This is a genomic window from Salipiger thiooxidans, from assembly GCF_900102075.1.
Classification (GTDB): Bacteria; Pseudomonadota; Alphaproteobacteria; order Rhodobacterales; family Rhodobacteraceae; genus Salipiger; species Salipiger thiooxidans.
In genome coordinates, this window is record NZ_FNAV01000018.1 from 1 (window position 1) to 23,658 (window position 23,658).

The following is a 23,658-nucleotide window of genomic DNA, read 5'->3' on the forward strand; positions in this document are numbered from 1 at the left end:
ATCGCCGAAAACGACTACGGCGCCCTCGGGGACACCTCCACACTCGCCGACCCCTCCGTCGTCGACGACCTCATCGAAAACCGCGCAAACAAGGGCTAAACCCGCCCTCTAGGACCAAAGAACGGCCGCCTTCGGGCGGCCGTTCCGCGTTCCCGCCCCCCCCGCGCGGCTCGCAAGGATGCATTTACCAAGCAGGTGAAAAACGCTGAAAATTCTCCGGACGCCGGTGCCGACCGCGGTTTCCTGTGGTAGCCTTGATCCGTGGGGGCACAGTATCTGATGGAGCAGTTCCATGCAGTTCCCAGGTGTTTCCCCCGCGGTGGCACCTTTGGCCACCGGGCATCCACAGGGCCTTCCCGCGGTTCCCGACGGACCTCCCGTCGAAACCAAGGTGCAGCCCGTGGCGGAGCAGGCGCAGTCGCGCAATGATCCGGGGACCGGCGGCCAGCCGCCGACCAACTTCTGGAGAGGCCTCGCCGGCCTTCCGGACCCGTCCAAGCATGTGGCCCCACCCTCGATCATGCAGATCAAGATCTCGGCAATCCTCGAGAAACAGGCCGAAAAACTGCTCGACGAGGCGCGAAAGGCCGAGGCACAGGCCGCGTCCACGGGCAGCGAGCCCGCGGAAGAGACGCAGGACACCGCCGAGGCCGATCGGCGCCCGCGGCTTCCCGGCTCTGCCGAGGCCGAACCCGAGGATCGCCCGGAACAGCCCGACGCCCCTCGGGTCGAGGCAGACACCCTCCCGCGGCCCTACGGCGAGCAGGGCAGCTACCCGCGCGACAACGTTTTCGCACCGCTCCCATAGGCCTGCCAGCCCAGGGTGCGGTGCCCCTCGCGACCGATTCGTCTGGGTGCCACGAGAGTTTCCCGGCCCGCGTGCATGCGGTTTCGCCGGATCATGACCCCGCGTCAAAAATGCCCTTTGACATATGCTTTTCCCGGCTCAGCTTGCTTTTCATGCGCAAAGGCTTGGCCTATAAGCGCGCAATCAATGGGCCGGAAAACAATGGGCCCGTCTTGTTACCGGCGAGGATTGCATGAGCAAAGACACCCACGAAGCCGACGTGGCCTTCATCAAGGCCCTGGCCGAGCTGCTCCGGGATAACGACCTGACCGAGCTTCAAGTCAAGCGGGACTACGGCGAGGATGACAGCCTCAACGTCCGCGTGAGCCGCGTCCAGCCGCAGGCCGCCCCCGCCCCGGCGCAATACGCGGTCCCGGCTGCGCCCATGGCCGCAGCCCCCGCAGCTGCCCCGGCCCCGGCCGCGGAAGCCGCCCCCGAGGACCCCGCAGCGCATCCCGGCGCCGTGACCTCGCCGATGGTCGGCACGGTCTACATGCAGCCGGAACCCGGCGCACCGTCGTTCATCGCGGTCGGACAGCAGGTGCGCGAGGGCGACACGCTGGTGATCGTCGAGGCGATGAAGACCATGAACCACATCCCCGCACCGCGCGCTGGCACCGTGAAGCGCATCCTCGTCGAGGACGGCGCTCCAGTCGAATACGGCGCGCCGCTGGTCATCCTCGAGTAAGGGGCGGACCATGTTCGACAAGATCCTCATCGCCAACCGAGGCGAGATCGCGCTGCGCGTCATACGCGCCTGCCGCGAAATGGGCATCAGCACCGTGGCCGTTCATTCGACCGCAGATGCCGACGCCATGCACGTGCGCATGGCCGACGAGACCATCTGCATCGGCCCCGCGCCCTCGACCGACAGCTACCTGTCGCCGCTCGCCATCATCTCGGCCTGCGAAGTGACCGGCGCCCAGGCGATCCACCCGGGCTACGGTTTCCTCTCCGAGAACGCACGCTTCGTGCAGATGGTCGAGGACCACGACCTCACCTTCATCGGCCCCTCGGCCGAGCACATCCGCGTCATGGGCGACAAGATCACCGCCAAGGACACGATGAAGGCGCTCGGCGTGCCCTGCGTGCCCGGCTCTGACGGCGGCGTTCCCGACGTCGACTCGGCCAAGAAGATCGGCGCCGAATTCGGCTACCCGGTGATCATCAAGGCCACCGCCGGCGGTGGCGGTCGCGGCATGAAGGTCGCCACCAGCGAAGCCGAGATGGAGCGCGCCTTCCAGACCGCGCGGGCCGAGGCCAAGGCGGCCTTCGGCAACGACGAGGTCTACATCGAGAAGTACCTTCAGAAGCCGCGCCACATCGAGATCCAGGTCTTCGGCGACGGCAAGGGCAACGCGGTGCACCTCGGCGAGCGCGACTGCTCGCTGCAGCGCCGCCACCAGAAGGTCTTCGAAGAGGCACCCGGCCCCTGCATCACCGAGGAAGAGCGCAACCGCATCGGTGCGACCTGCGCCAAGGCGGTCGCCGACCTGAATTACTCGGGCGCGGGCACCGTCGAGTTCCTCTATGAGGACGGTGAGTTCTACTTCATCGAGATGAACACCCGCCTGCAGGTGGAGCACCCGGTGACCGAGGCGATCTTCGGCGTGGACCTGGTGCGCGAACAGATCCGCGTGGCCGAGGGCTACCCGCTGTCGTTCACCCAGGAAGACCTGACCATCGACGGCCACGCCATCGAGGTCCGGATCAACGCCGAACGGCTGCCGAACTTCACCCCCTGCCCCGGCAAGATCACCCAGTATCACGCGCCGGGCGGACTTGGCGTGCGGATGGATTCCGCGCTCTATCAGGGCTATTCGATCCCGCCCTACTACGACAGCCTCATCGGCAAGCTGATCGTCAAGGGGCGCGATCGGAACGAGGCGCTGGCACGGCTCGACCGGGCCCTGGGCGAGCTGATCGTGGACGGGGTGGACACCACAATCCCGCTCTTCCACGCGCTTCTCGGGCAGGAAGACATCCTCGCGGGCAACTACAACATTCACTGGCTCGAGAAGTGGCTGGCAACGGACCCGTTCTCGGCCAAATGACACGGGCGAACCGCGGATACACGCCGCGGGCGCTCACGGAGTGCCGGGGATGAGCATCACCCCGGAGCTCCTGCTTCAGGCCTATCGCTCGGGCATCTTCCCGATGGCCGAGCACCGCGACGACCCGGAGCTGTTCTGGGTCGATCCGCGGCGGCGGGGGATCCTGCCGATCCGGGGGCTGCACATCTCGCGCAGCATGGCCCGCAGACTTCGCCGCGACGACTACCGGATCACCGTCGACGCGGATTTCGCCGGTGTCATCGACGGCTGCGCCGACCGGCGCGAGACCTGGATCAACCAGGAGATCCGCGCCCTCTTCCTTGAACTGCACGAGCGCGGCCTTGCCCATTCGCTCGAGGTCTGGATGGACGACAAGCTTGCCGGCGGAATCTACGGGCTAGAGATCGGGGCGGCCTTCTGCGGTGAGTCTATGTTCTCGCGCCGCCGCGATGCGTCGAAGATCGCGCTGTGCTGGATGCTCGACCTGCTGCGCGAGGCCGGGTTCACGCTGTTCGACACCCAGTTCCTGACCGAGCATCTCGCGTCGATGGGCGGCATCGAGATCACCCGCACGGACTACCGCGCGCGGTTGCAGGATGCGTTGACGAGAACGGCGGATTTCAGCGGGACGCCGCTTGCGCGGTCAGGTCACGAGCTGGTGCAGCGCAACACCCAGACGTCGTAGCGCTGGTGATCCATCGCGTTGAGCGCCGGGGACGAGGCCACCATCCAGCCGCGGAACGCCGGGTCCGGGTGCCCGGCCTCGCGCACGGTGAGGAAGGCGAAGGCGTCGCCCGCCTGGTTGCCGACCGGGTAGCGGCATTCAGCGAGGGAAATCTCGATACGCCCGAACTGCGCGGTCTGGCCGGTCCCGAGCTCGATGTCCGAGGCGCGCCCCGTGAGCTTGTCGAGCCCGCGCAGCACGGCGCCGGAGCCACTGCTGGTTGCCTCCTGCGCAGAAAGCGCCGTCGCCGAGAGGCAGAGGGAAAGCGCAAGCGCGCGGATCATTCGTTGCCCCCGGCCACGTATTTCAGCAGTAGCGAGATCAGGCTGACCGAGCCCTGCGTGTCGAGGATCTCGTCGCCGGCCTCGTAGTAAAACATCGAACCGCCGGGGCTGATCTCGACGAAATTGCCGCCCAGCAGCCCTTCGGACGAGATCACGATGGCGCTGTCGTCGGGGATCTGGACCCCGTCCTGAACGCTCAGCGCCATGTCGGCGCGGTAGGTCTCGGGGTTGAGCGAGATGCCGGTCACGGTGCCGACCTTCACGCCCGCGAGCCGCACGTCGCTGCCCGCCGTGATCCCCTCGAGCGAGCGGAAGCTGGCGGTGAGCGGGTAGCCGTGCTCGGTCAGGCTGAACCCGGTGCTCGTCACGGCATAGGCGCCGAAAGCGATGGCCGCCGCCAGCACTGCGCCGCCGACCAGCACCTCTGTCGTGGAAGTCGTCATCAGGTTATTCCGGGCTCCAGGCCTCGTAGTCCGAGCGCGGCATCGGCTTGGGCTGGCGGATCGACCCGCGCGGCGCATAGGCCAGCGCCGTGCCGGTCAGGTTCTCGATATGGGGCTTCTCCCACGACTTGTGCGCCAGCGGCTTGTCCGTCGGCAGGTCGTCGTAGGTGTGGTGCAGCCAGCCGTGCCAGTCGGCGTTGACCCGGCTCGCCTCGATCTCGCCGTTGTAGATGACCCAGCGGCGGCTGCCGTCCTTGTTCTGGTAGAAGGTGTTGCCCTGCTCATCCTCGCCGACCCGCTGGCCGTGGCGGCTGCTCCAGATCAGCGTGTTGAGCGTCGCACCGTTCCACCAGGTTACGGCCTTCAGGAGCGAGTTCAGAATGCCCATGGACGACTCCTCGAGTATCTTCCTGTTTCGCTTATGGCGAATTGCGGCCCCCGCGTCCAGCGCGGGGCACTGCAAAAGCCTGCGATTACGCGGCGGGAGCCAGCGTGGTGAGCTCAATCTCGATCCGGTATTTCGGGTCGATCAGGTTGCACTCGATCATCGTGCTGACGGGCGGGTTCGCCCCGAAGGTCTCGACGAGGATCGGCCAGCAGGGCTCGAACTCGGCCGCGTCTGGCAGGTAGTAGGTCACCCGCACCGCGTCGGCAAAGCTGGCGCCCGCCTCAGCCAGCGCCTTGCCGATGGTCTCGAGCGCCGAGCGGCACTGGTCCTCGACCGTGTCACCCTGCCCGACCGTGCCGGCGACATGCACGAAGCCGCCGGCGACGACGGCGCGGCAATAGCCGATCTTGGCCTCGAAGGGGCTGCCCGTGTGGATTCTCTTGATGGTCATGTGGTCCTCGCATGAAAAAGGCGGGGGACTGCCCCCGCCTCTCGAAATTCCCTGCGCCGGGGCTCAGCCCGCTGAGGCGCCTTCCTTCTTCTGGTCGGCGTAGATCATCAGCGGCTTGGCCTCCGAGGTCACGGCCTCTTCGTTCACCACAACCTCGGTCACGTCGTCCATGCCCGGCAGCTCGAACATGGTGTCGAGCAGGATGCCTTCGAGGATCGACCGCAGGCCACGGGCGCCGGTCTTCCGCTCGATGGCGCGCTTGGCGATGGCCGAGAGCGCGTCATCGGTGAAGCTGAGCTGCGTGTCCTCCATCTCGAAGAGGCGCTGGTACTGCTTCACCAGCGCGTTCTTCGGCTGGGTCAGAATCGTCACGAGCGCGTCCTCGTCGAGGTCCTCGAGCGTCGCGATGACCGGCAGACGGCCGACGAATTCCGGGATCAGGCCGAACTTCAGCAGATCCTCGGGCTCGAGATCCTTGAACACCTCGCCGGTGCCGCGCTCATCGGGCTCGCGCACATCGGCGCCGAAGCCCATGGCCGATCCCTTGCCGCGCTGCGCGATGATCCGGTCGAGACCGGCGAAGGCGCCACCGCAGATGAACAGGATGTTCGTGGTGTCCACCTGCAGGAATTCCTGCTGCGGATGCTTGCGGCCGCCCTGCGGGGGAACGCTCGCCACGGTGCCTTCCATCAGCTTCAGAAGCGCCTGCTGAACGCCCTCGCCCGACACGTCGCGGGTGATCGAGGGGTTCTCGGACTTGCGGGTGATCTTGTCGACCTCGTCGATGTAGACGATGCCGCGCTGCGCCCGCTCGACGTTGTACTCGCTGGCCTGAAGCAGCTTCAGGATGATGTTCTCGACGTCCTCGCCGACATAGCCCGCCTCGGTCAGGGTCGTGGCGTCGGCCATGGTGAAGGGCACGTCGAGGATGCGCGCCAGCGTCTGCGCCAGCAGCGTCTTGCCGCAGCCGGTCGGGCCGATCAGCAGGATGTTCGACTTCGCAAGCTCGATGTCCGAGGACTTCTGCGAGTGGTTGAGCCGCTTGTAGTGGTTGTGCACCGCCACCGAGAGCACGCGCTTCGCCATCATCTGGCCGATCACGTAGTCGTCGAGCACATCGCAGATCTCACGCGGGGAAGGCACGCCCTCGGAAGACTTCAGGCCAGCGCCCTTGGTCTCTTCGCGGATGATGTCCATGCAAAGCTCGACGCATTCGTCGCAAATGAAGACCGTCGGCCCGGCGATGAGTTTCCGCACCTCGTGCTGGCTCTTGCCGCAGAAGCTGCAATAGAGTGTGTTCTTGCTGTCGCCGCCGGAGTTCGTCGCCATGTCACACCTTTCGGGGCCTGTTTCTCTCTAGGCTGAACCGGAGTGCCAGCCAAAGGCCCATCGTCTTCGCCAATTCCGCAAAGCTTAGGGCACAGCCCTGCGCTCTACAATCCGAAAAACGCCCCGCCGCGCCGTGGCGGCGGGGCGCCTGATCACGATTTGCTCGCTTCCGCGGCACCGCGGCTTTCGACGATCTCGTCGATGAGGCCCCATTCCTTGGCATCCTCGGGCGACATGAAGTTGTCACGCTCGAGCGCTGCCTCGACCTTTTCGAGGGTCTGGCCGGTGTGACGCACGTAGATTTCGTTGAGGCGGCGCTTCAGCTTCAGCGTCTCCTCGGCGTGAATCATGATGTCGGTGGCCTGGCCCTGGTAGCCGCCCGAGGGCTGGTGGACCATGATGCGGCTGTTGGGCAGCGAGAAGCGCATGCCCGCCTCGCCCGCGGTCAGCAGCAGCGACCCCATGGAGGCGGCCTGGCCGATCACCAGCGTCGAGATCTTGGGCTTGATGTACTGCATGGTGTCGTAGATCGAGAGCCCCGACGTCACGACGCCGCCCGGGCTGTTGATGTACATCGAGATTTCCTTGGCCGGGTTCTCGGCCTCGAGGTGCAGAAGCTGCGCTACGATGAGGCTCGACATGCCGTCGTGCACCGGCCCGGAGACGAAGATGATCCGCTCCTTCAGCAAGCGCGAGAAGATGTCGTAGGCACGTTCGCCGCGGCTGGTCTGCTCGACCACCATGGGAACGAGCGTGTTCATATAGGTGTCAAAGGGGTCTTTCATGTCGCCTGCCTGCTTTCGTCCTGAAATGCCTATCCTGTCGGTCTTAACAGATTCTTAGTATCGCCCCCCCGGAGCCGCAAGGGTCTGCCCGCGTTTTGGCATGTCGCCTCAGCCGTCGCCCCACTCCTGCGGGGTCGCGCAGGCGTGCCGCGCGCATTCCATCTCGAGCACCACCTGGTGGATCCCGAAGCGCGTTTCCATGCGCTCCTTCACGGCGCCCTTGATGGCGTCGGCCCGGGCCCAGGCGCCCTCGTCGACCACCAGATGGGCCTGCAGCGCGGCGCGGCGTTCATCGATCTGCCACAGGTGGGCCTTGTGCAGGCCGCCCACGCCCTCGATCTTGAGCACCTCGTCGATGACCTCGCGCGGCGCGAGGTCCGGCGGGCTGCCCAGCATGAGGATGCGGATGACGCTGCCGATCTCGGCGAAGGCCATCCACAGGATGTAGCCGGCGATGAGCAGCGTCACCGCGGGATCGACCCAGGTCCAGCCGAAGAGCAGGATCACCGTGCCCGCGACGATCACCGCGACCGAGCCCAGCGCGTCGGCGACGTTGTGCAGGAAGGCCGCGCGGATGTTGACGCTGTCCTTCGACATGCTCCAGGTCAGCAGCGCGGTGACGAGGTCGACGACCAGCGCGACGCCCGCGATGATGACCACGATCCAGCCGCGGACCGGCTCGGGCTCGAGGAAACGCATCACCGCCTCGGCCACGAGGTAGACCCCGATCACGATGAGCGTGGTGTAATTGACGAGCGCCGCCACCACCTCGGCCCGGGCATAGCCGAAGGGCATTTCGGCGCTGGCCGGGCGTCGGGCGATGCGGCGGGCCACCGCCGCGATCACCAGCGAGATGGCGTCCGAGAAATTGTGGAGCGCATCCGCGATCATCGCGAGGCTGCCCGAGACGATGCCCCCCGCCACCTGTGCCACGGTGAGCAGCAGGTTGACCGCGATCGCCCCGATCAGGCGCCCGTCCCCTGCGGCCGGATCGACATGGTGGTGGTGATGGTGGTGATCGTGTGGCATCGGCTTGGGCTTTCGGGGCGACCTTCGGGGAACGGGCGCAGAGCGCAGCCCGCGCGGCGCGGCATCCGCAGATGCGGCGTGTCCGCCCAGAAAGTGCCGCCGGCCCTGGAAAGGTCAAGCCCAAGCGATGCCGCAGGCCGGTCACGGTGCGCCCGGCCGCACGGTGACCGAGAACGGTGCCCTCGCATACCACGGGCGCCGCCCGAAATGCCGGTCCCATGCCCGCTCGGTCCCGGTCTGCCAGCGCGCGCCGACGTCGTCGGAGACCGGCCTCACCCGCATCTCCGCCTCGCCGAGGCAGGGGTCGAGCAGAAGCCCGGTCTGCAGCGGCTGCCCGGTGCGGGTGACCACGACGGCGCTGTGGTCGACGGGCATCATGTTGCGCATCGGCGAGGAGGCGAGATGGATGTCGAGCGTGCGGGAGCGCTCGGCCGCGAGCCGCCACTGCAGGGCGAAGGCGCGAGTGTGGCAGGTCCGCGGATTGGCGAAGGTCACCGAGTTTCCGGTCGGGGTGAAACCCGGCGCGGGCAGCGGCACCAGCGCATCGCCCGCGGCGGTGCTGCGGGTCGGGGGCCCGTAGATCAGGTCGGCGAGCCGCATCGCCTCGGCCCGGTCGACGCCCGGCCCCAGCGCCATGACGCCCGAGACCAGTGTATCGCGCCGCGACATTGTCGGGGCCTGCGCCGGCGGGGCGCAGGCAAGGAGGACGACGAGCAGAAGTAGGGCACCGATGGGGCTTCGCATGCGCAAGCCTCGCACATGGGCTCCCAACAGGCAGTTAACGTGTGCCCCCGCTCAGCGGGGGGCTAAGGCGAGCCGGCGCAGCTGCTTTTCGCGCAGCACCTCGTTGCGCGGGCGCCAGTCGTGGCCCGTGTCCTCGGTCACCGGGGTCCAGTAGAGCGCCCCGCCAAAGCGCCACGGGTCGAGGATGATCCCGACCGAAAGCGGCGCGCCGGGCGGGGTGGCGACGACGGTGCTGTGCTCGAACGGGTTCGCCGGGCGCACGGGCGAGATGGCTCGGCGGATCGCCAGCGTCCGGAACTCTTCCTGCAGGAGCCGCGTCTCCATGTCCTCGGCCCAGTGATAGCAGAGGCCGCGCGGCTTCTCGCCGCGATTGACCTTGATGTTGTGAACAAAGGGCGAGTCGGTGATCTCGTATGCGCGGGCGAGCAGCAGCGGATGGTCGAAGGCCACGTCCGCGAGCCGCCTTGCCTCATTGGCATCGACGGCGGGGCTCATGGCGCGCAGGGCAAGCGCCAGCTCGGCACGCTGCGCATCGGTCGCGGGCGCCGGACCTCCGGGCGGGGGCGGCGTGCAGCCGATAACGAGCCACAGGGCGAGAAGAAGGAGCGTTCGGACGAGACGTTGCATGGCAACGGGCCTACACGCCGCGTCTTTACGACTTCTTCAGACCTGTGAAGATTTCCTTACCCGCGCGCCGCCCACGTTATGCTGAGAGGGAATGCCAATCACCACGCACTTCACACGCCGGAAACAGGACGGCTGACGTGCACCGCCCCGCGCCGGGGACCGTCAGAATGGACGGGCCGGACACGGGGCGGGCACGATTGAACAGACTGGCGCCGGGGGCTCAGAGGCGGAAGGCCACCGCCTTTGGAACCGGTGACCTGATGGGACCCGAGACCTCGCCCCGCGGCAACAGGCCGAAGGACGCGGCAAGGGCAATCAGCCCGGACAACCAGAGAACTCTTGAACGAAAGGTCATGGCTCAAATGCTCCGACAGGGTGCCGCCACGGGGACGGCGGTAAATGCAGGCGGGAAGCGACCGGTAAATGACGGTCTCCACCGAAGTCTGGCGGTCCCAAGCCTATCCTGCCCGCGAAGGACCATGCGGCGCAATTGAGGTATTCCTGACCCTATCGGGGCCGGGAGACGCGGAAGGGCCGGCCACGGAGCCCGTGTTCCGGCCGATGGTGTTTGCGAAAGGCGGCAAGGTGGAGTGCCCAGCGCCGGAGCCGGGTCCCCTGCCCCGAGCCGGGCGCGGGCGCGGCCGGCGGGGCGGAATGCAAACCGGCGCCTCAGGGAAGAGGCGCCGGCGTGGTCAGGTCATTTCAGGTCGCGCCAGGTCAGCGCGTCACGGGAAGGTCTTCAGGTATTCCACCACCGCGTCGATGTCCTCGGGCTTCTTGAGACCCGCAAAGGCCATCTTGGTGCCCTTCGCGTAGCCGCGCGGATTGGCGAGGAAGCCATGCAGCGCGTCGCTGTCCCAGACGCCGGACATGCCCTCGAGCGTGGAGGAGTACTTGAAGCCGTCGACCGCCCCGATCTCGCGCCCGACGATGCCGTTCAGCAGCGGGCCGGTGCGGTTGGTGGCGCCGTCGCCGACCTGGTGGCAGGCCTTGCACTTGCGGAAGACCTTCTCGCCCTCGGCAGCGAGCGCCGCGTCGACCTCGCCTGCCGCGGCGACCTCGACGGCCTCCTGCGGGGCCTCGGCCGGAGCGGCCTCGGGCGCTGCCGCGACCTCTGCGGCCGCTTCGGGAGCCGGTGCCGCGGCCTCTTCCGCCGCCGCGGCCGCATCGTCTCCGCCGTGGTCCGGGGTCACGTCGAGCACGGTGGCGCGCATGGTGATCTCGACGCTCTCCTTGCAGTTTTCCATGCAGGGCTCGGTGCGCCATTGCGGATACTCGGTCTCGGCCCGGTCATCGACGATGAAGCCGCCGGCGTTGGGCATCTCGAAGGAGGCGAAATTGTCCTTCGAGAGCACAAACTCGTCGTCCACGAGATCGTTCGAGTAGAGGATGTAGGCGGTGATCGCGTAGACATCGTCCGGGGTCAGCGTCTGCGCGTTGCCGAAGGGCATGGAGCGGTGCACGTAGTCCCAGACCGTCGAAAGATGGGGCCAGTAGGATCCCACCGTCTTCAGCGGATCGTCGTCGGCTAGCGTGCCGTCGCCGCCCGCGAGCTTGGGCCAGTTGTCGACGCCCTCGGCGAAGGAGCCGTGGCAGACGGCGCAGTTCTCCTCGAAGACGCTCTCGCCGGTGGCGACGTCGCCGGAGCCGTCGGGAAGCCCGGTGCCGTCCGGGCTCACGTCCATGTTCCAGGCGGCGACCTCCTCGGGCAGCGCGGCGCGGCCGAGGCCAAGCCGGGCATCGGCGTCGGCGGTGGCGGCGGTGGCGGCGCCCACGAGGACGCCCGCTGCAGCGGGCTCGGGCGCGGGCGTGGCCAGCGCGCTCACCCGGTGCGGGTTCTCGGGGAACGTCGCGATATTGCGGTCGGCGAAGTTCACCGCCAGCGTGAGGACCGCAGCGGTGCCAAGCAGCGTCCCGCCGTAGAGCTTAAGAGACTTCGACATTTTCGGCCTCACCGTTCGGCTTCACCCACCAGGTCTGGATGCAGTTGTTGTGATAAATCGAGTTCAGTCCGCGCACCTCGCGCAGTTGCGCCTTGGTCGGCTGGACATAACCCGTCTCGTCCATGGCGCGGCTCTGCAGGAACCATTCCTCGCCGTTCCATTCGGTGTCGAGATAGAAGCGCACCAGCGCCTTGTCGCCGGAATCTGCGGCCAGACGGGCGGTCTCCCACGTCTTGCCGCCGTCTTTGGAGACATCGACGCGGGTGATCTTGCCGTGGCCGGTCCAGGCCATACCGGTGATCACCACCGGGCCGTGGCCATGGGTGATCGGGGCCTGCGGCGACGGCGATGTCACCACCGACTTGGCGTCCATCACCCAGGTCCACTTGCGCGAGGTGCCGTCGGCCAGCGTGTCGGTGTACTTCGAGGTCTCCTCGCGGCTCTCGACGGGACCGTCCATGATCTCCATGCGGCGGATCCACTTGACCCACATGTTGCCTTCCCAGCCGGGCACCACGAGGCGCGCCGGGTAGCCGTGCTCCTTGCGCAGCGCCTCGCCGTTGGCCTTGATCGCCACGAGGCAGTCGTCGAGCGCCTTCTCCAGCGGGATAGAGCGGCCGTTGGACGAGGCGTCGGCGCCCTCGACATAGAGCCACTTGCCCTCGACTTCGCCGGACCAGCCCGCCTCGTTCAGCAGGGTGCGCACCGGGATGCCGGAGTATTCCATGTTGTGGATCATGCCATGGGTGAACTGCGCGCCGTTGAGCTGCGCCCCCGCCCATTCCATGCCGGTGTTGGCCGCGCATTCGAGGAAATAGACGTGGTTCTCGCGCGGGAAGCGCTCGAGATCGGCGTAGGTGAAGACCATCGGCGTCTCGACGAGCCCGTTTATCATCAGCCGATAGTCGTCCTTGCTGAGCTCGATGGCGCCCGAGTGGTGCCGCTCGAAGGCGCAGCCCGCCGGGGTGATGGTGCCGTCGAGCGCATGGATCGGGGTGAAGTTGATCGACGAGATGGTGTCGGCGGTCAGCCACTCCACGTTGCGGCGGATCACGTCATCCTCGAACTTGATCGGCAACCCGTAGGGCGTGGCATCGACGCCGTCGCCGAAGCTGCTGGCCCAGCTCTGGACCTCGGTGATCAGCGGATCGGGTTCCGCCGCCCGCGCCACGGTCGCCGCGACGGTGCCGGCGCCAATGGCGGCCGCGCCCGTCAGGAACTGGCGACGCGAGGCGGAGGGGCCTGTCTTGTCAGTCGTCATGGTTGATCTCCTGTAGATGCGCGGCGGGCTCAGGCGCCCACCACCTCGACACTGGTATTGGGAGAGAGGCTCACCGTGCCCTGCCGGCGGATGTGGTTTTCCACCACGTCCCAGATCGGCGGGCCCTCGGTGCCCTCGTTGACCGAGGCCCAGCCGGCGACGACATAGGTCTTGGCCGCGTCGATGGCCTCCCCGGTCTTGAGCAGCGTCATCTCGGAAATGCGCTCGCCCTGCGGCTTGGTGATATCGATGCGGTAGCCCATGCCGCCGATGCGGACCATGTCCCCGCCCTGCTGGTAGTAGGGATCGGGGTTGAAGATGTTGTCGGCCACGTCCTCGAGGATCACCTTGATGAACTCGCCGGTCATCTCGGTGCGGTAGGCCTCGCCATAGGTCATCGAGGTGACGTTCCAGATGTCCTCGCGGGTGATCGGGTCGCCCGGCAGCAGCGACGGCCCCCAGCGCACGCCCGGCGACATGGCGATATCGGCCTCGCGCTCGGAGAGCAGCGCGTCGCAGATCAGGTCGTCCCACGAGCCGTTGAAGTTGCCGCGGCGATACAGCAGGTCGTCGGTGTGGCCGATGACCTCCTCCAGTTCGGCGGCATAGGGCGCGCGCTGCTCGTCGATCAGGCTTGCGACCTCCGGGTCCGGGGTGATGACGTCCGAGAAGATCGGGATCAGCTTGTGGCGGAAGCCCATCATGCGGCCGTCGCGCACGTCGAGATCGACACGGCTCACGAACTTGCCGTTGGATCCCGACGCCACGATGATCGTCTCGCCCACCAGCACCGGCTCCGGCAGCGCGTCATGGGTGTGTCCCGAGAGGATCACGTCGATGCCCTTGACGATGCCCGCCATCTTCTTGTCGACGTCGAAGCCGTTGTGGCTGAGGCAGACGACCAGCTCGGCGCCCATGCCGCGCACCTCGTCGACCATCTCCTGCATGTGCTCGTCGCGGATGCCGAAGCTGTACTCGGGGAACATCCAGCGCGGGTTTGCGATGGGCATGTAGGGGAAGGCCTGGCCGATGACAGCGACCTTCACGCCGCCGCGCTCGAAGAACTCGTAGGGCTTGAAGAGCTCGGCCGGCTCGTCCCACTCGGCGTCGAAGATGTTCTGGCCGAGCGCCGCAAAGGGCAGCCCCTCGACGATCTCGTTGACCCGTTCAGAGCCCAGCGTGAATTCCCAGTGGAAGGTCATGGCATCGGGCTTCAGCGCGTTCATGACGTTGACCATGTCCTGACCCGCGGTCTTGAAGCAGGTCATCGAGCCATGCCACGTGTCGCCTCCGTCGAGCAGGATGGCGTCGGGCCGGTCGGCGCGGATGGCGTTGATGACGGTCGCCACGCGGTCGAGCCCGCCGACCTTGCCGTAGCTCTTCGCCAGCGAGGAGAAATCGTTCCAGGTCAGCGCGTAGGCTGAGGGCGAACCGTCCTCGATGCCGTAGAGCCTGCGGAAATCGGCGCCGGTCACGTGCGGCACCTCGCCCTTGTTGCCGCCGACGCCGATGTTCACCTCGGGCTCGCGGAAATAGATCGGCTTGAGCTGCGCGTGGATGTCGGTGACGTGGATCAGCGAGACGTTGCCGAAAGTGTCGAATTGCAAGAGCTGGTCCTGCGTCAGGCTCTGCTGCGCGGCCAGCCGCGCCCAGTTGCCGAAGCCGCTGGCGCCGTAGAGCGCCGACGCGGCCATGGACACCTGGAGGAAATCGCGTCGTGAGATCATGGGAGGGATCTTTCGTCTGGATCGCGACACACATTCGCATGTGTGAATTGATTAAGGAAGGAAACCCCCGCGCGTCCTCACGCACGGGGGCGATGGGTCAGTTGCGGACCGAGGGGCCTTCGACATCGAGCCCGTTGCCGCGCGAGGCGACATAGAGTTCGAGCGCGACGAACTCGGGCGAGCCCGGCGAGAAGGTCTCGGCGCGGGTGTCGCGGATGCAGCCCTTGAAGCGGTCATGCACGCCGTTGAGCTTGGCGTTCTTCAGGCGGTAGGCCGGGAAGGCATTGATCTGGCCCTGGGACAGGTGATCGGCGCGGATGTAGTTGCCATAGTTCTGCTCGTGGCAGTTGGCACAGGAGAGCTCCAGCAACCCGTAGCGGGTGTAGTACATCTCCTTGCCCTTTTCCCACGTTTCGGCGGCGGGACCGTCGGTGGCGACGTTGACCGGCATCCCGCGCGACACCGAGGCCAGCAGTGCCTCCATGTTGATCGCGGGCGCGGCGTCGTATTTCCACGCCTCGGCCCCCATGCGCTCGGTGCGGCACGAGTTGATCTGCATCTGCATCGTGCGGACCTCGCCCGCGTCCTCGTTCCACTTCGGATAGACCGCCCGGACGCCCGCCATCTCCTCGGGGGCGCCGTGGCAATCGGCGCAGGACTTTCCCTCGGAGCCCTCGGCGGTGTTCCAGACCTCGATGGCCTGATCGACAAAGATCATGCCGGGGTTGTCGAAGTCGTCCATCTCCATCGCCTGGGTGTCGTCGTCGCGGAAGTGCCAGCCCGAGATCACCTCGTCGAGATGCCCGTCGAGAAGCGGCGAGGCCGCTGCCTTGGTGGTGATCTCGATGTCCTCGTTGATGACCAGAACGTCATCGTCCGCGCCGCCGGCCGCCGACATCGGGGCGGTCAGGGCCAGCATGGCGGCCGCAACCGTCATCGTCCTGAAAAGCATGTAGGTTCCCTCCCTGAAAAACCCCGGCCCGCAGCTCTGCGGATCAGGGCAACCTCCTCCTCGCTCAGCCGATCTCGATCTTCTTGCTGTCCTTGTAGACCGACCCGTCGTCATCGTACCAAGTGAACTTGAACTCGCCCGCTTCGGGCACAGTGGCCTCGAATTCGAAGTAGGGGTTGGTCGAGATCGCCGGCTCCATGGTTATGTCGATCACGCTCTCGCCGTTGAACTCGCAGGTGAAGCGGTTGATGATCGAGCGCGGGATCACGTTGCCCGAGCTGTCCTTACGCTGACCCGATTCCATCGGGTGGCTGATCAGGGTCTTGATGGTGATCGCCTCACCGGCGGCCGCCTTGCTCGGGACCTTGACGCGGGGCTTGACGCCGTCTGCCATGTTCTGTGTCTCCTGGGATTAAGTCGATCAGCCGCCGCAGCCGCCGATGGTCACTTTGACGGTCTTGCTGGCCTTGGCGAAGGTGCCGTCGGCAAGCTTGGCGATGGCGACGACGTCCTGAGTTCCGGCAAGCCGGATGCGGGTCGATGCGTATTGCGACGCGGCCAGCGCGCCGAAGGTGAACTTCGCAACGCCGGGCGTCGGGTTGCCGGTGGCCAGCACGAGGATCTCGGAGGCGCCGGGGGCCGAGACCTCGATCGGAACGGTGTTGCCGTTCTCGGCGATCTCGGGCGCGGTCAGCTCGAGCCCGCTGTCGGCCATGTCGGCGCCGCCGGTGAACTCGGCGATCCATTCCTCCGATGTGGCCGCGGCCGCCCCCTTGGGCAGCATGGCCGCCAGCGCGGCGGCGCCGCCAAGGGCCAGGGTCTTGCGTCGGGTGAGGTTCATCTCTGGGTGTCTCCTAAAATCTGGGGTCCGGCCGCAGGGTCAGTCCTGCAGGGTCATGAGAAACGCGACCACGTCCTCGACGTCCTGGGCCGAAAGGATCGGTTCGATGGGACCAGAGGGGGCCTTGCCGGTGTATCCGTCACCCGGTCGGGTGAACCCGCTGGTCTTGTAGAAGGACGGCATCACCGTGCCTTCGAAGGTCTTCTTGGCGTTGACGAGGATGCCGCGGATCTCGGCCGCCGAACGGTAGCCCCCCACGCCGTCGAGCACCGGCCCGACCTCGCCCTGGAAGGGCACGTCGGGAAGCGCCGCAAGCGCGTGGCAGGAAACGCAGTTCCCCTGCGACTTCTCGGAAAAGATCTCGCGACCCTTCTCGGCGTCGCCGTCGCTTCCGGTCAGCGAGGCCTCGACCTCGCCATACTCGCCGAACGTCACTTCGTCCGGCGATACGACGTTGGCGAGTGCCGCGCCCGCAACGAGCACACCCGCAAGTGTCAGCCCTGTAAGCTTCATGTTCCCTCCCTTGACTGCTCCGCGGCCCCTGCGGGCCGTTCCTCCGTAGCTGTAGAATACCGTAGTGCACCGGCCCCCGCACACGCAACAACAAATTCACAGACGTGAATTATTGTTTCTCCCGAGGGCTCTCCGGCGCGCCTGGTCAGTCGGTGTTTCCGTCGTCACGTTCCTGGATCCGGCGCGCGTGGTAGCGTTGGAAATCCTCTCCGTTATCAAGCTCGTAGCGCTTCTCGGCGACCCATGTAAACATGTCGAGCGTGGTGCCCTTGGAGAAGGCGCCCGGCATCACCGCCACCGCCGCCTCTATGGCACTGCTGTCCTCGGGGACCTCTTCGGGCAGGAAGATGATGTTGGGCGTGAACAGCACCCGCCACTTCTGCGTGGCCCGCTTCTCGGACAGCGATTCTCCGTCGAGATCGGTGATCTCGGTGTCGCCGTGGAGGTTGATCTGCACCACGAAGAAGTTCTCCTCGATGAACTCCGACACATCGGGCAGCGAGAACACCTCCTCGTGCATCTGGTGGCAGTAGATGCAGCCGCGCTGCTCGACGAAGAGCACCAGCCGCTTGCCCTCGGCGTTGGCCTCGGCGAGATCCTCGCGCAGGTCCTTGAAGGTGTCGCGCATCCACGGCTCCTTGTAGAGCCCGTCGTCGCCCATCTGGGCCACGCCCGACCACGCCGGGAATGCCATCGCCACGGCCAGCGCGGCTCCGATCCAAGTCCTCATCTTCTCCTCCCACGATTGCCTCAGCTGAGCGACGTCCACCCCGGGAACGTGTCGATCATCCACTGAGCGATAATGTTGACGCTGTCGGTGGCAATGAGGATCGCAAATACGATCAGCATCGCCCCCATCAGTTTCTCGACATATTGCAGCTTGCTCCGGTGCCGCGCCGTCCAGCGCAGGAACGGCCCCGAGAACACCGCCGCGACGACGAAGGGGGCGGTCATGCCGATGCCGTAGACCAGCAGCAGAAGCCCGCCGCGCCCGATGTCGCCCATGCCCGACGCGATCATCAGGATCGACGCCAGCGCGGGCCCCACGCAGGGGGTCCAGCCGAAGCCGAAGGCGAGCCCCATCAGGTAGGCGCCCAGCACCGTGGTCGGCTCGGCCTTCGATTCGAGCCGCGCCTCGCGATAGAGCAGCGGCACCCGGATCACCCCGAGGAAATGCAGCCCGAAGACCAGCAGAAGCGCCGCCGCCGCGTAGGACAGCGGCTGCTTCCAGTCGGCGAAGGCCTGCCCCACCGCGGTCGCCCCCATGCCCAGCAGCACGAAGATCGTGGTGACGCCGGCGGCGAAGAACAGCGCCGACAGCACCAGCCGCCGCTGTGCCCCCGCCGCAAGATCCTGATCGCCGCGCAGTTCCGTCATCGACAGCCCCGCCATGTAGCAGAGATAGAACGGCACCATCGGCAGCACACAGGGCGTGAAGAAGCTCAGCAGCCCGGCAAGCGCCGCGCCGGCAAACGACATCTCAAGCACGGCGCCTCCCCCAACTTGAATAATTCACTTATTCATATTATGTTGATCGAAGGACATACGTCAATTGGTGTGGAATGAGAACTTCAGCACTCCTCGCGGCGGCAGCGCTGGTCTCGCTGATCGCAGGTCAGGCCATTGCCGAAGTGCGGCTGGTCATGGTCAGCCAGCCCGGCTGCGCCTATTGCGCCCGATGGGAGGCGGAAATCGCTCCGGCCTATCCGAACACAACCGAGGGCCGTTTTGCGCCGCTTTTGCGTGCAGATTTACGACAGGGCGCCCCCGAAGGCATCACCTATGAGCGGAAAGTCCTGTTCACCCCGACGTTCATTCTAGTAGACAACGGAAGCGAACTCGCCCGCCTCGAAGGGTATCCGGGCGAAGATTTTTTCTGGCCACTGCTCTCGCGGATGCTCGAGCACAGCACGAATTTCGATCCGGACGCGGCTGTCGACATGCCGCCAAGCTCTCCGGAGGGTGGGTGATGAACATGGCTCTGCCTGTGATCCATGAAGACATGAGCGATGACGAGCTCGACAAGATCGTCGAGAAGGCAACCGCAGCCTCGGCCTTCCTCAAGGCGATCAGCCACGAGGGCCGGCTGATGATCCTGTGCCACCTCGTCACCGGCGAGAAATCGGTGACCGAGCTCGAGGACCTGCTCTCGGCGCGGCAGGCGGCGGTGTCGCAGCAGCTCTCGCGGCTGCGGCTCGAAGGGCTCGTGGTGCCCCGTCGCGATGGCAAGGCGATCTACTACCGGCTGGCGGACGACCGCCCGCGCAAAATGCTCGAGTGCGTCTACGAGCTGTTCTGCAAGGAAGACTGACACTTCCTCTCCCGCTGCTCCAGAAACATATTCAAGCTTTCGCTTGAGCAGATGCGTTGCGCGGCGCATACTCCCGCGTCATGGCGCCCCTCGGGCGCCACGGGAGGAAAATCATGTTCGACATTCTGAGCGAGCATCACGTTGTCGCGCTGATCGGGCTCGGCAGCGGCATGCTGCTGGGACTCGCGGCGCGGCTCGGGCGCTTCTGCACGCTGGGCGCGATCGAGGACCTGCTCTACGGCGGCTCCGACCTGCGGATGCGCATGTGGGGCGTTGCCGGCGGGCTCGCCATCTTCGGCAGCTTCGCCCTGATGGCAACGGGGCTCTTCGACGGGCGCGACAGCTATTACCTGTCGATCCGCTGGATGCCGCTGGCCTCGGTGCTGGGCGGGCTTTGCTTCGGCTACGGCATGGCGCTGGCGGGCAACTGCGGTTTCGGCGCCATCGCGCGGCTGGGCGGCGGCGACCTCCGGAGCTTCGTGATCGTGCTGGTGATGGGCGTCTCGACCTTCGTGGTGCTGGCGGGCCCGCTGGCACCGTTGCGCGCCATGCTCTTCAGCCAGCAGGAGGTCGTGGCCTCCACCCCGCCCGGCATCGCCCACGAGCTCGGGGCCCTGACCGGCCTCTCGCCCAGCGTCGTCGGCATGGCGACCGGCCTCGTGCTGCTTGGCGTGTCGCTGGCCTCCCGCGCGCTGTGGCGCCGCCCGGCGCAGATCTTCTGGGCCGCGATGGTGGGTCTCGGCGTGGTGCTTGGCTGGGGGGGCACCGCCTGGGTGGCACGCCACGGCTTCGAGGCGCTGCCGGTGGTGTCGCACAGCTTTGCCGCGCCGCTGGGCGAGTCGCTGCTCTGGTGGATGACCGGATCGGTGCGGCCCGTTTCCTTCGCCGTGGGCTCGGTCGCGGGCGTCTGGGCCGGCGCCTTCGCGGGCTCGCTGATCAAGGGCCATTTCCGCTGGGAGGCCTGCGAGGACCCGCGCGAGCTGCGCCGCCAGATCGTGGGCGCAGCCCTGATGGGCGCGGGCGCCGTGGTGGCCATGGGCTGCACCATCGGACAGGGCCTCTCGGCGCTGTCGGTGCTGGCCTACTCGGCCCCGGTCACGATGGTGGCGATCTTCGCCGGCGCCGCCGTCGGGCTGCGCCAGCTCATCGTCGGCTTCCAGCCGGCGGAATAGGCCGCTCGCGCCGGCCTCAGCTCATCTCGGCGAGGCGCGCCACGTAGCGGGCCATGGTGTCGATCTCGAGGTTCACCTTGTCGCCCTCCGCGACCTGGCCCCAGGTCGTGGCGTCCTTGGTGTGCGGGATCACGTTGATCCCGAACACCGCGCCCTGCACCTCGTTCACGGTCAGCGACGTGCCGTTCAGTGCCACCGAGCCCTTGGGCGCGATGAACTTCGCGAGCGCGTCCGGCGCCCGGAACTGGATGCGGGTGGAATCCCCCTCGTCGGCGATCGAGATCACCTCGGCCAGCCCGTCGACGTGACCCGAGACGATGTGCCCTCCAAGCTCGTCGCCGACGCGCAGCGCGCGCTCGAGGTTGATCCGGCGCCCCTCGGCCCAGGACCCGAGGTTGGTCTTCGACAGAGTCTCGGCACTGATCTGGACCTCGAACCAGTCGTCACCGAGGTCGACCACCGTCAGGCAGACACCGTCGCAGGCGATCGAGGCGCCAAGGTCGATGCCGGCGGTGTCGTAGGAGGTGCCGATGCGCGCCGTCAGGTCGCCCGCCTGCTGCAGGGCCCTGATCTCGCCCATGTCCGTCACGATGCCAGTGAACATCCACTACCTCCTGACCCGCCACTTCGGGCCTTATTTCTGCCGGAAAACGTCGCTAACCCTGAAGCGTCGCGTAACCATTACCGGGGCGTCATGACCAAGGCAACCGCATCCCCCCGTGTCTTTTTGTTCCTGCAGGGCCCGCATGGCCCGTTCTTTCACCGGCTTGGCGCGATGCTGCGCAAGGCGGGGGCAGAGGTGTGGCGCGTGGGCTTCAATGCAGGCGACCGCGCCTTCTGGTTCGACGCCCCAAGCTACATCCCCTTCACCGGCACGCCCGACAGCTGGCCCGAGACGCTCGAGGCCCTGCTCACCGGGAAGGGCGTCACCGACATCGTGCTCTACGGCGACACCCGCCGCATCCATGCCGAGGCGGTGACCGCCGCCAAGGCGCGTGGCCTCGCGGTGCATGTCTTCGAGGAAGGCTACATGCGGCCCTACTGGGTGACCTACGAGCGCGACGGCGCCAACGGCCACTCACGGCTGATGCGCATGGGGATCGACGAGATGCGCGCGGCGCTCGAACAGTCCGACATGGAGGCGCCGCTGCCGCCCGGGCACTGGGGCGACATGCGCCAGCACGTCTTCTACGGCGCGCTCTACCACTGGTTCGTGATGTTCCGGAACGGCGGTTACCGCAGCTTCCGCCCGCACCGGCAGCAAACCGTCGCGCAGGAGTTCCAGCTCTACGCCAAGCGGTTGCTGCTGATGCCCCTGCACCGGGCCGAGCGACTTGCCGTGACCCGTCGCATCCGGCGCGGCGGCTTTCCCTATCACCTCGTGCTGCTGCAACTCGAGCACGACTCGAGCTTCCGCGAGCATTCGCCCTTCGCTTCGATGACCGAGTTCGTCGAGATGGTGATAGAGGGCTTCGCCAAGGGCGCGCCGACGCACCACCACCTCGTGTTCAAGGCCCACCCCCTCGAGGACGGCCGCGCGCCCGTGCGGCGCGCGATCCGCGAGGCGGCGCGGCGGCTGGGCATCTCCGAGCGGGTGCATTTCGCCCCCGGCGGCAAGCTCGCGGCACTGCTAAACGATGCCCGCAGCGCCGTCACGGTCAACTCCACCGCCGGGCAGCAGGTGCTCTGGCGCGGCATCCCGCTGCGCGTCTTCGGCGCCGCGGTCTACGGCAAGCCCGAGTTCGTGTCAGACCAGCCGCTACAGGCCTTCTTCGCGCAGCCGTCGCGGCCAGATAACCGTGCCTACCGGGACTATCGGCGCTACCTGCTTGAAACCAGCCAGATTTCCGGAGGTTTCTACTCATCCCGCGGGCGCCGCCAGCTGCTGCGGCTGGTGGTCGACATGATGCTTGCCGCCGACGATCCCTACGATGCCCTGCGTCACGGCACCGCGGCCCCACGGCAACAGTTACGCCTCGTCCAATGACAGCGCCAGCCCGCCAGACTCGCTTTTGAAGCCCGATTTCTTTAGCTTAGCGCAAAAAACTGAGGCACAACGAGAACAGGTCGAGGAGACCGGGCAGTGAACTACCTCTCCAAACGATGGGTGAAAACCGTCGCGCTGATGGCTGCCGTTTCGGTCCTGGCATCCTGTGGCCTGCCGCGCGTCGGCCCCAACAAGAACGAGATCTACGCGGGGTCCGTCATGCGCGAAGGCGATGCCTTCGTCATCGCCGTCAACGACCGCGTCACCCGCGCCACCGCCATCGTCCCCGCCCTCGGCTTCACCGAGACCTTCCGCAACGCCTCGGTTCTGGGCTCGGACACCATCCAGCCCGGCGACACGCTGGGCCTGACGATCTGGGAGAACGTCGACGACGGGCTGCTGGTCGCCGAGACCGCCAACGCCACGGCGCTGGAAGAGGTGCAGGTCGACGGCTCGGGCTTCATCTTCGTCCCCTACGCCGGCCGCATCAAGGCCTCGGGCAATTCCACCGAGGCGGTGCGCCGCATCATCACCGAGCGCCTCGCCGACCAGACTCCCGACCCGCAGGTCGAGGTGCGCAGGCTTGCCGGCGACGGCTCGACCGTGAGCCTCGTAGGCTCGGTGGGGGGCCAGGGCGTCTATGCCATCGAGCGCCCGACCCGCACTCTGTCGGCGATGCTCGCACGCGCTGGCGGCATCACCATCGAGCCCGAGATCGCGCAGATCTCGGTGATCCGCGGCGCCCGGACCGAGCGCATCTGGTTCCAGGACCTCTACGCCCACCCCGGCTACGACATCGCGCTGCGCGGCGGAGACAAGATCCTGGTCGAGGCGGACACCCGCTCGTTCACCGCGCTCGGCGCCACCGGCACACAGGCCCGGGTGCCGTTCGATACCCAGACGCTGTCGGCTGTCGAGGCGATCGCGCAGGTGGGAGGCCTCGTGCCGACCTCGTCGGATCCGACCGGCGTCTTCATCTTCCGCAACGAGCCCGCCGAGATCGCCAACCAGGTGCTTGGCCGCTCCGATCTCGTGGGCGCCCAGCGCATCGTCTACGTGCTCGACCTGACCAAGCCCAACGGCATGTTCATGGCCCGCGACTTCGTGGTGCGCGACCAGGACCTGCTCTACGTGACCGAGGCGCCCTTCGCACAATGGAGCAAGACCATCTCGGCGCTGACCGGCTCGCTGAGCGCCGTCAACACGCTCGCGACCACCGCGGTTCTCTACCAGTGACGCGCCATCC

The 23,658-nt window shown here is 66.9% G+C and carries 28 protein-coding genes; 9 read left to right on the forward strand and 19 right to left on the reverse strand.

What is annotated here, in order from left to right:
* Window positions 1–391: 391 nt before the first annotated feature.
* The 4 genes from BLQ77_RS22405 (at window position 392) to aat (ending at window position 3,586) form a co-directional block, all read left to right on the forward strand.
* Window positions 392–808, forward strand: coding sequence for an outer membrane protein, OmpA family (locus tag BLQ77_RS22405; RefSeq protein ID WP_008885042.1), 417 nt, complete (start codon window positions 392–394; stop codon window positions 806–808).
* Between the two features lie 232 nt (window positions 809–1,040).
* On the forward strand, window positions 1,041–1,535 hold the full coding sequence (gene accB, locus BLQ77_RS22410; protein WP_089962995.1) for an acetyl-CoA carboxylase biotin carboxyl carrier protein: 495 nt from the start codon (window positions 1,041–1,043) through the stop codon (window positions 1,533–1,535).
* A 10-nt stretch (window positions 1,536–1,545) separates the two neighbouring features.
* Entirely contained in the window at window positions 1,546–2,901 is a 1,356-nt protein-coding gene (gene accC / locus BLQ77_RS22415; protein ID WP_089962997.1) for an acetyl-CoA carboxylase biotin carboxylase subunit, read from the forward strand.
* 49 nt (window positions 2,902–2,950) lie between these two features.
* A complete protein-coding gene (gene aat, locus BLQ77_RS22420) occupies window positions 2,951–3,586 on the forward strand; it encodes a leucyl/phenylalanyl-tRNA--protein transferase (RefSeq protein ID WP_089962999.1) in 636 nt (211 codons plus the stop codon).
* Here the strand turns inward: aat and BLQ77_RS22425 are convergent.
* From BLQ77_RS22425 to BLQ77_RS22510, 18 genes are all read right to left on the reverse strand, one after another.
* Entirely contained in the window at window positions 3,550–3,909 is a 360-nt protein-coding gene (locus BLQ77_RS22425; protein ID WP_008884503.1) for a DUF2155 domain-containing protein, read from the reverse strand. The two genes, aat and BLQ77_RS22425, sit on opposite strands and share 37 nt — an antisense overlap.
* Window positions 3,906–4,352: an outer membrane lipid asymmetry maintenance protein MlaD gene (mlaD, locus tag BLQ77_RS22430; protein WP_089963000.1), complete on the reverse strand. Its 447-nt coding sequence runs from the start codon at window positions 4,350–4,352 to the stop codon at window positions 3,906–3,908. The genes BLQ77_RS22425 and mlaD overlap by 4 nt, the downstream gene beginning before the upstream one ends.
* A gap of 4 nt (window positions 4,353–4,356) precedes the next feature.
* Window positions 4,357–4,740 (reverse strand): NADH:ubiquinone oxidoreductase subunit NDUFA12, encoded by a 384-nt coding sequence (locus tag BLQ77_RS22435; RefSeq protein ID WP_089963002.1) that lies wholly within the window; start codon window positions 4,738–4,740, stop codon window positions 4,357–4,359.
* A gap of 85 nt (window positions 4,741–4,825) precedes the next feature.
* A complete protein-coding gene (locus BLQ77_RS22440) occupies window positions 4,826–5,191 on the reverse strand; it encodes a RidA family protein (RefSeq protein ID WP_008884747.1) in 366 nt (121 codons plus the stop codon).
* Window positions 5,192–5,254: 63 nt separating this feature from the next.
* Window positions 5,255–6,520, reverse strand: coding sequence for an ATP-dependent Clp protease ATP-binding subunit ClpX (clpX, locus tag BLQ77_RS22445; protein WP_089963004.1), 1,266 nt, complete (start codon window positions 6,518–6,520; stop codon window positions 5,255–5,257).
* A 152-nt stretch (window positions 6,521–6,672) separates the two neighbouring features.
* Entirely contained in the window at window positions 6,673–7,305 is a 633-nt protein-coding gene (locus BLQ77_RS22450; protein ID WP_008885278.1) for an ATP-dependent Clp protease proteolytic subunit, read from the reverse strand.
* 108 nt (window positions 7,306–7,413) lie between these two features.
* A complete protein-coding gene (locus BLQ77_RS22455) occupies window positions 7,414–8,334 on the reverse strand; it encodes a cation diffusion facilitator family transporter (RefSeq protein ID WP_089963006.1) in 921 nt (306 codons plus the stop codon).
* Between the two features lie 141 nt (window positions 8,335–8,475).
* On the reverse strand, window positions 8,476–9,003 hold the full coding sequence (locus BLQ77_RS22460) for a hypothetical protein (RefSeq protein WP_089963008.1): 528 nt from the start codon (window positions 9,001–9,003) through the stop codon (window positions 8,476–8,478).
* Between the two features lie 126 nt (window positions 9,004–9,129).
* The gene (locus tag BLQ77_RS22465) at window positions 9,130–9,705 is read right to left on the reverse strand and encodes a hypothetical protein (RefSeq protein ID WP_089963009.1); all 576 of its coding nucleotides are present in this window, start codon (window positions 9,703–9,705) and stop codon (window positions 9,130–9,132) included.
* A 725-nt stretch (window positions 9,706–10,430) separates the two neighbouring features.
* Window positions 10,431–11,648 carry a c-type cytochrome gene (locus tag BLQ77_RS22470; RefSeq protein WP_089963011.1) on the reverse strand — a complete coding sequence of 406 codons (1,218 nt, stop codon included), beginning with the start codon at window positions 11,646–11,648 and terminating at the stop codon, window positions 10,431–10,433.
* A complete protein-coding gene (gene soxC, locus BLQ77_RS22475) occupies window positions 11,632–12,909 on the reverse strand; it encodes a sulfite dehydrogenase (RefSeq protein WP_008883974.1) in 1,278 nt (425 codons plus the stop codon). Before soxC ends, BLQ77_RS22470 begins: the two co-directional genes overlap by 17 nt.
* A 29-nt stretch (window positions 12,910–12,938) precedes the next feature.
* Window positions 12,939–14,636 (reverse strand): thiosulfohydrolase SoxB, encoded by a 1,698-nt coding sequence (gene soxB, locus BLQ77_RS22480; protein WP_089963013.1) that lies wholly within the window; start codon window positions 14,634–14,636, stop codon window positions 12,939–12,941.
* A 97-nt stretch (window positions 14,637–14,733) separates the two neighbouring features.
* Window positions 14,734–15,588, reverse strand: a complete 855-nt coding sequence (gene soxA, locus BLQ77_RS22485) for a sulfur oxidation c-type cytochrome SoxA (RefSeq protein WP_175583523.1) — start codon at window positions 15,586–15,588, stop codon at window positions 14,734–14,736.
* 64 nt (window positions 15,589–15,652) lie between these two features.
* Window positions 15,653–15,982, reverse strand: a complete 330-nt coding sequence (gene soxZ, locus BLQ77_RS22490) for a thiosulfate oxidation carrier complex protein SoxZ (protein WP_089963014.1) — start codon at window positions 15,980–15,982, stop codon at window positions 15,653–15,655.
* Between the two features lie 27 nt (window positions 15,983–16,009).
* A complete protein-coding gene (gene soxY / locus BLQ77_RS22495; RefSeq protein ID WP_089963016.1) occupies window positions 16,010–16,429 on the reverse strand; it encodes a thiosulfate oxidation carrier protein SoxY in 420 nt (139 codons plus the stop codon).
* Between the two features lie 39 nt (window positions 16,430–16,468).
* Window positions 16,469–16,942 carry a sulfur oxidation c-type cytochrome SoxX gene (soxX, locus tag BLQ77_RS22500; protein ID WP_008884149.1) on the reverse strand — a complete coding sequence of 158 codons (474 nt, stop codon included), beginning with the start codon at window positions 16,940–16,942 and terminating at the stop codon, window positions 16,469–16,471.
* A 145-nt stretch (window positions 16,943–17,087) separates the two neighbouring features.
* On the reverse strand, window positions 17,088–17,672 hold the full coding sequence (locus tag BLQ77_RS22505; protein WP_207545877.1) for a thioredoxin family protein: 585 nt from the start codon (window positions 17,670–17,672) through the stop codon (window positions 17,088–17,090).
* Between the two features lie 20 nt (window positions 17,673–17,692).
* Window positions 17,693–18,430 carry a cytochrome c biogenesis CcdA family protein gene (locus BLQ77_RS22510; protein ID WP_008883632.1) on the reverse strand — a complete coding sequence of 246 codons (738 nt, stop codon included), beginning with the start codon at window positions 18,428–18,430 and terminating at the stop codon, window positions 17,693–17,695.
* A gap of 74 nt (window positions 18,431–18,504) precedes the next feature.
* On the opposite strand from BLQ77_RS22510, the gene BLQ77_RS22515 reads away from it, so the two are divergent.
* The 3 genes from BLQ77_RS22515 to BLQ77_RS22525 all read left to right on the forward strand — a co-directional run bounded on the left by BLQ77_RS22515 (window position 18,505) and on the right by BLQ77_RS22525 (window position 20,425).
* A complete protein-coding gene (locus BLQ77_RS22515) occupies window positions 18,505–18,912 on the forward strand; it encodes a thioredoxin family protein (RefSeq protein WP_089963017.1) in 408 nt (135 codons plus the stop codon).
* A 5-nt stretch (window positions 18,913–18,917) separates the two neighbouring features.
* Window positions 18,918–19,253 (forward strand): ArsR/SmtB family transcription factor, encoded by a 336-nt coding sequence (locus BLQ77_RS22520; RefSeq protein WP_040384218.1) that lies wholly within the window; start codon window positions 18,918–18,920, stop codon window positions 19,251–19,253.
* A 113-nt stretch (window positions 19,254–19,366) separates the two neighbouring features.
* Window positions 19,367–20,425, forward strand: coding sequence for a YeeE/YedE family protein (locus tag BLQ77_RS22525; protein ID WP_008884545.1), 1,059 nt, complete (start codon window positions 19,367–19,369; stop codon window positions 20,423–20,425).
* A 16-nt stretch (window positions 20,426–20,441) separates the two neighbouring features.
* On the opposite strand, the gene BLQ77_RS22530 is transcribed toward BLQ77_RS22525, so the two are convergent.
* The gene (locus BLQ77_RS22530) at window positions 20,442–21,029 is read right to left on the reverse strand and encodes a riboflavin synthase (protein ID WP_089963018.1); all 588 of its coding nucleotides are present in this window, start codon (window positions 21,027–21,029) and stop codon (window positions 20,442–20,444) included.
* A gap of 90 nt (window positions 21,030–21,119) precedes the next feature.
* Between BLQ77_RS22530 and BLQ77_RS22535 the strand changes: the two genes are divergently transcribed.
* Entirely contained in the window at window positions 21,120–22,412 is a 1,293-nt protein-coding gene (locus BLQ77_RS22535; protein WP_089963019.1) for a capsule polysaccharide biogenesis protein, read from the forward strand.
* A gap of 96 nt (window positions 22,413–22,508) precedes the next feature.
* Window positions 22,509–23,648 (forward strand): polysaccharide biosynthesis/export family protein, encoded by a 1,140-nt coding sequence (locus tag BLQ77_RS22540; RefSeq protein ID WP_207545878.1) that lies wholly within the window; start codon window positions 22,509–22,511, stop codon window positions 23,646–23,648.
* Window positions 23,649–23,658 lie beyond the last annotated feature (10 nt).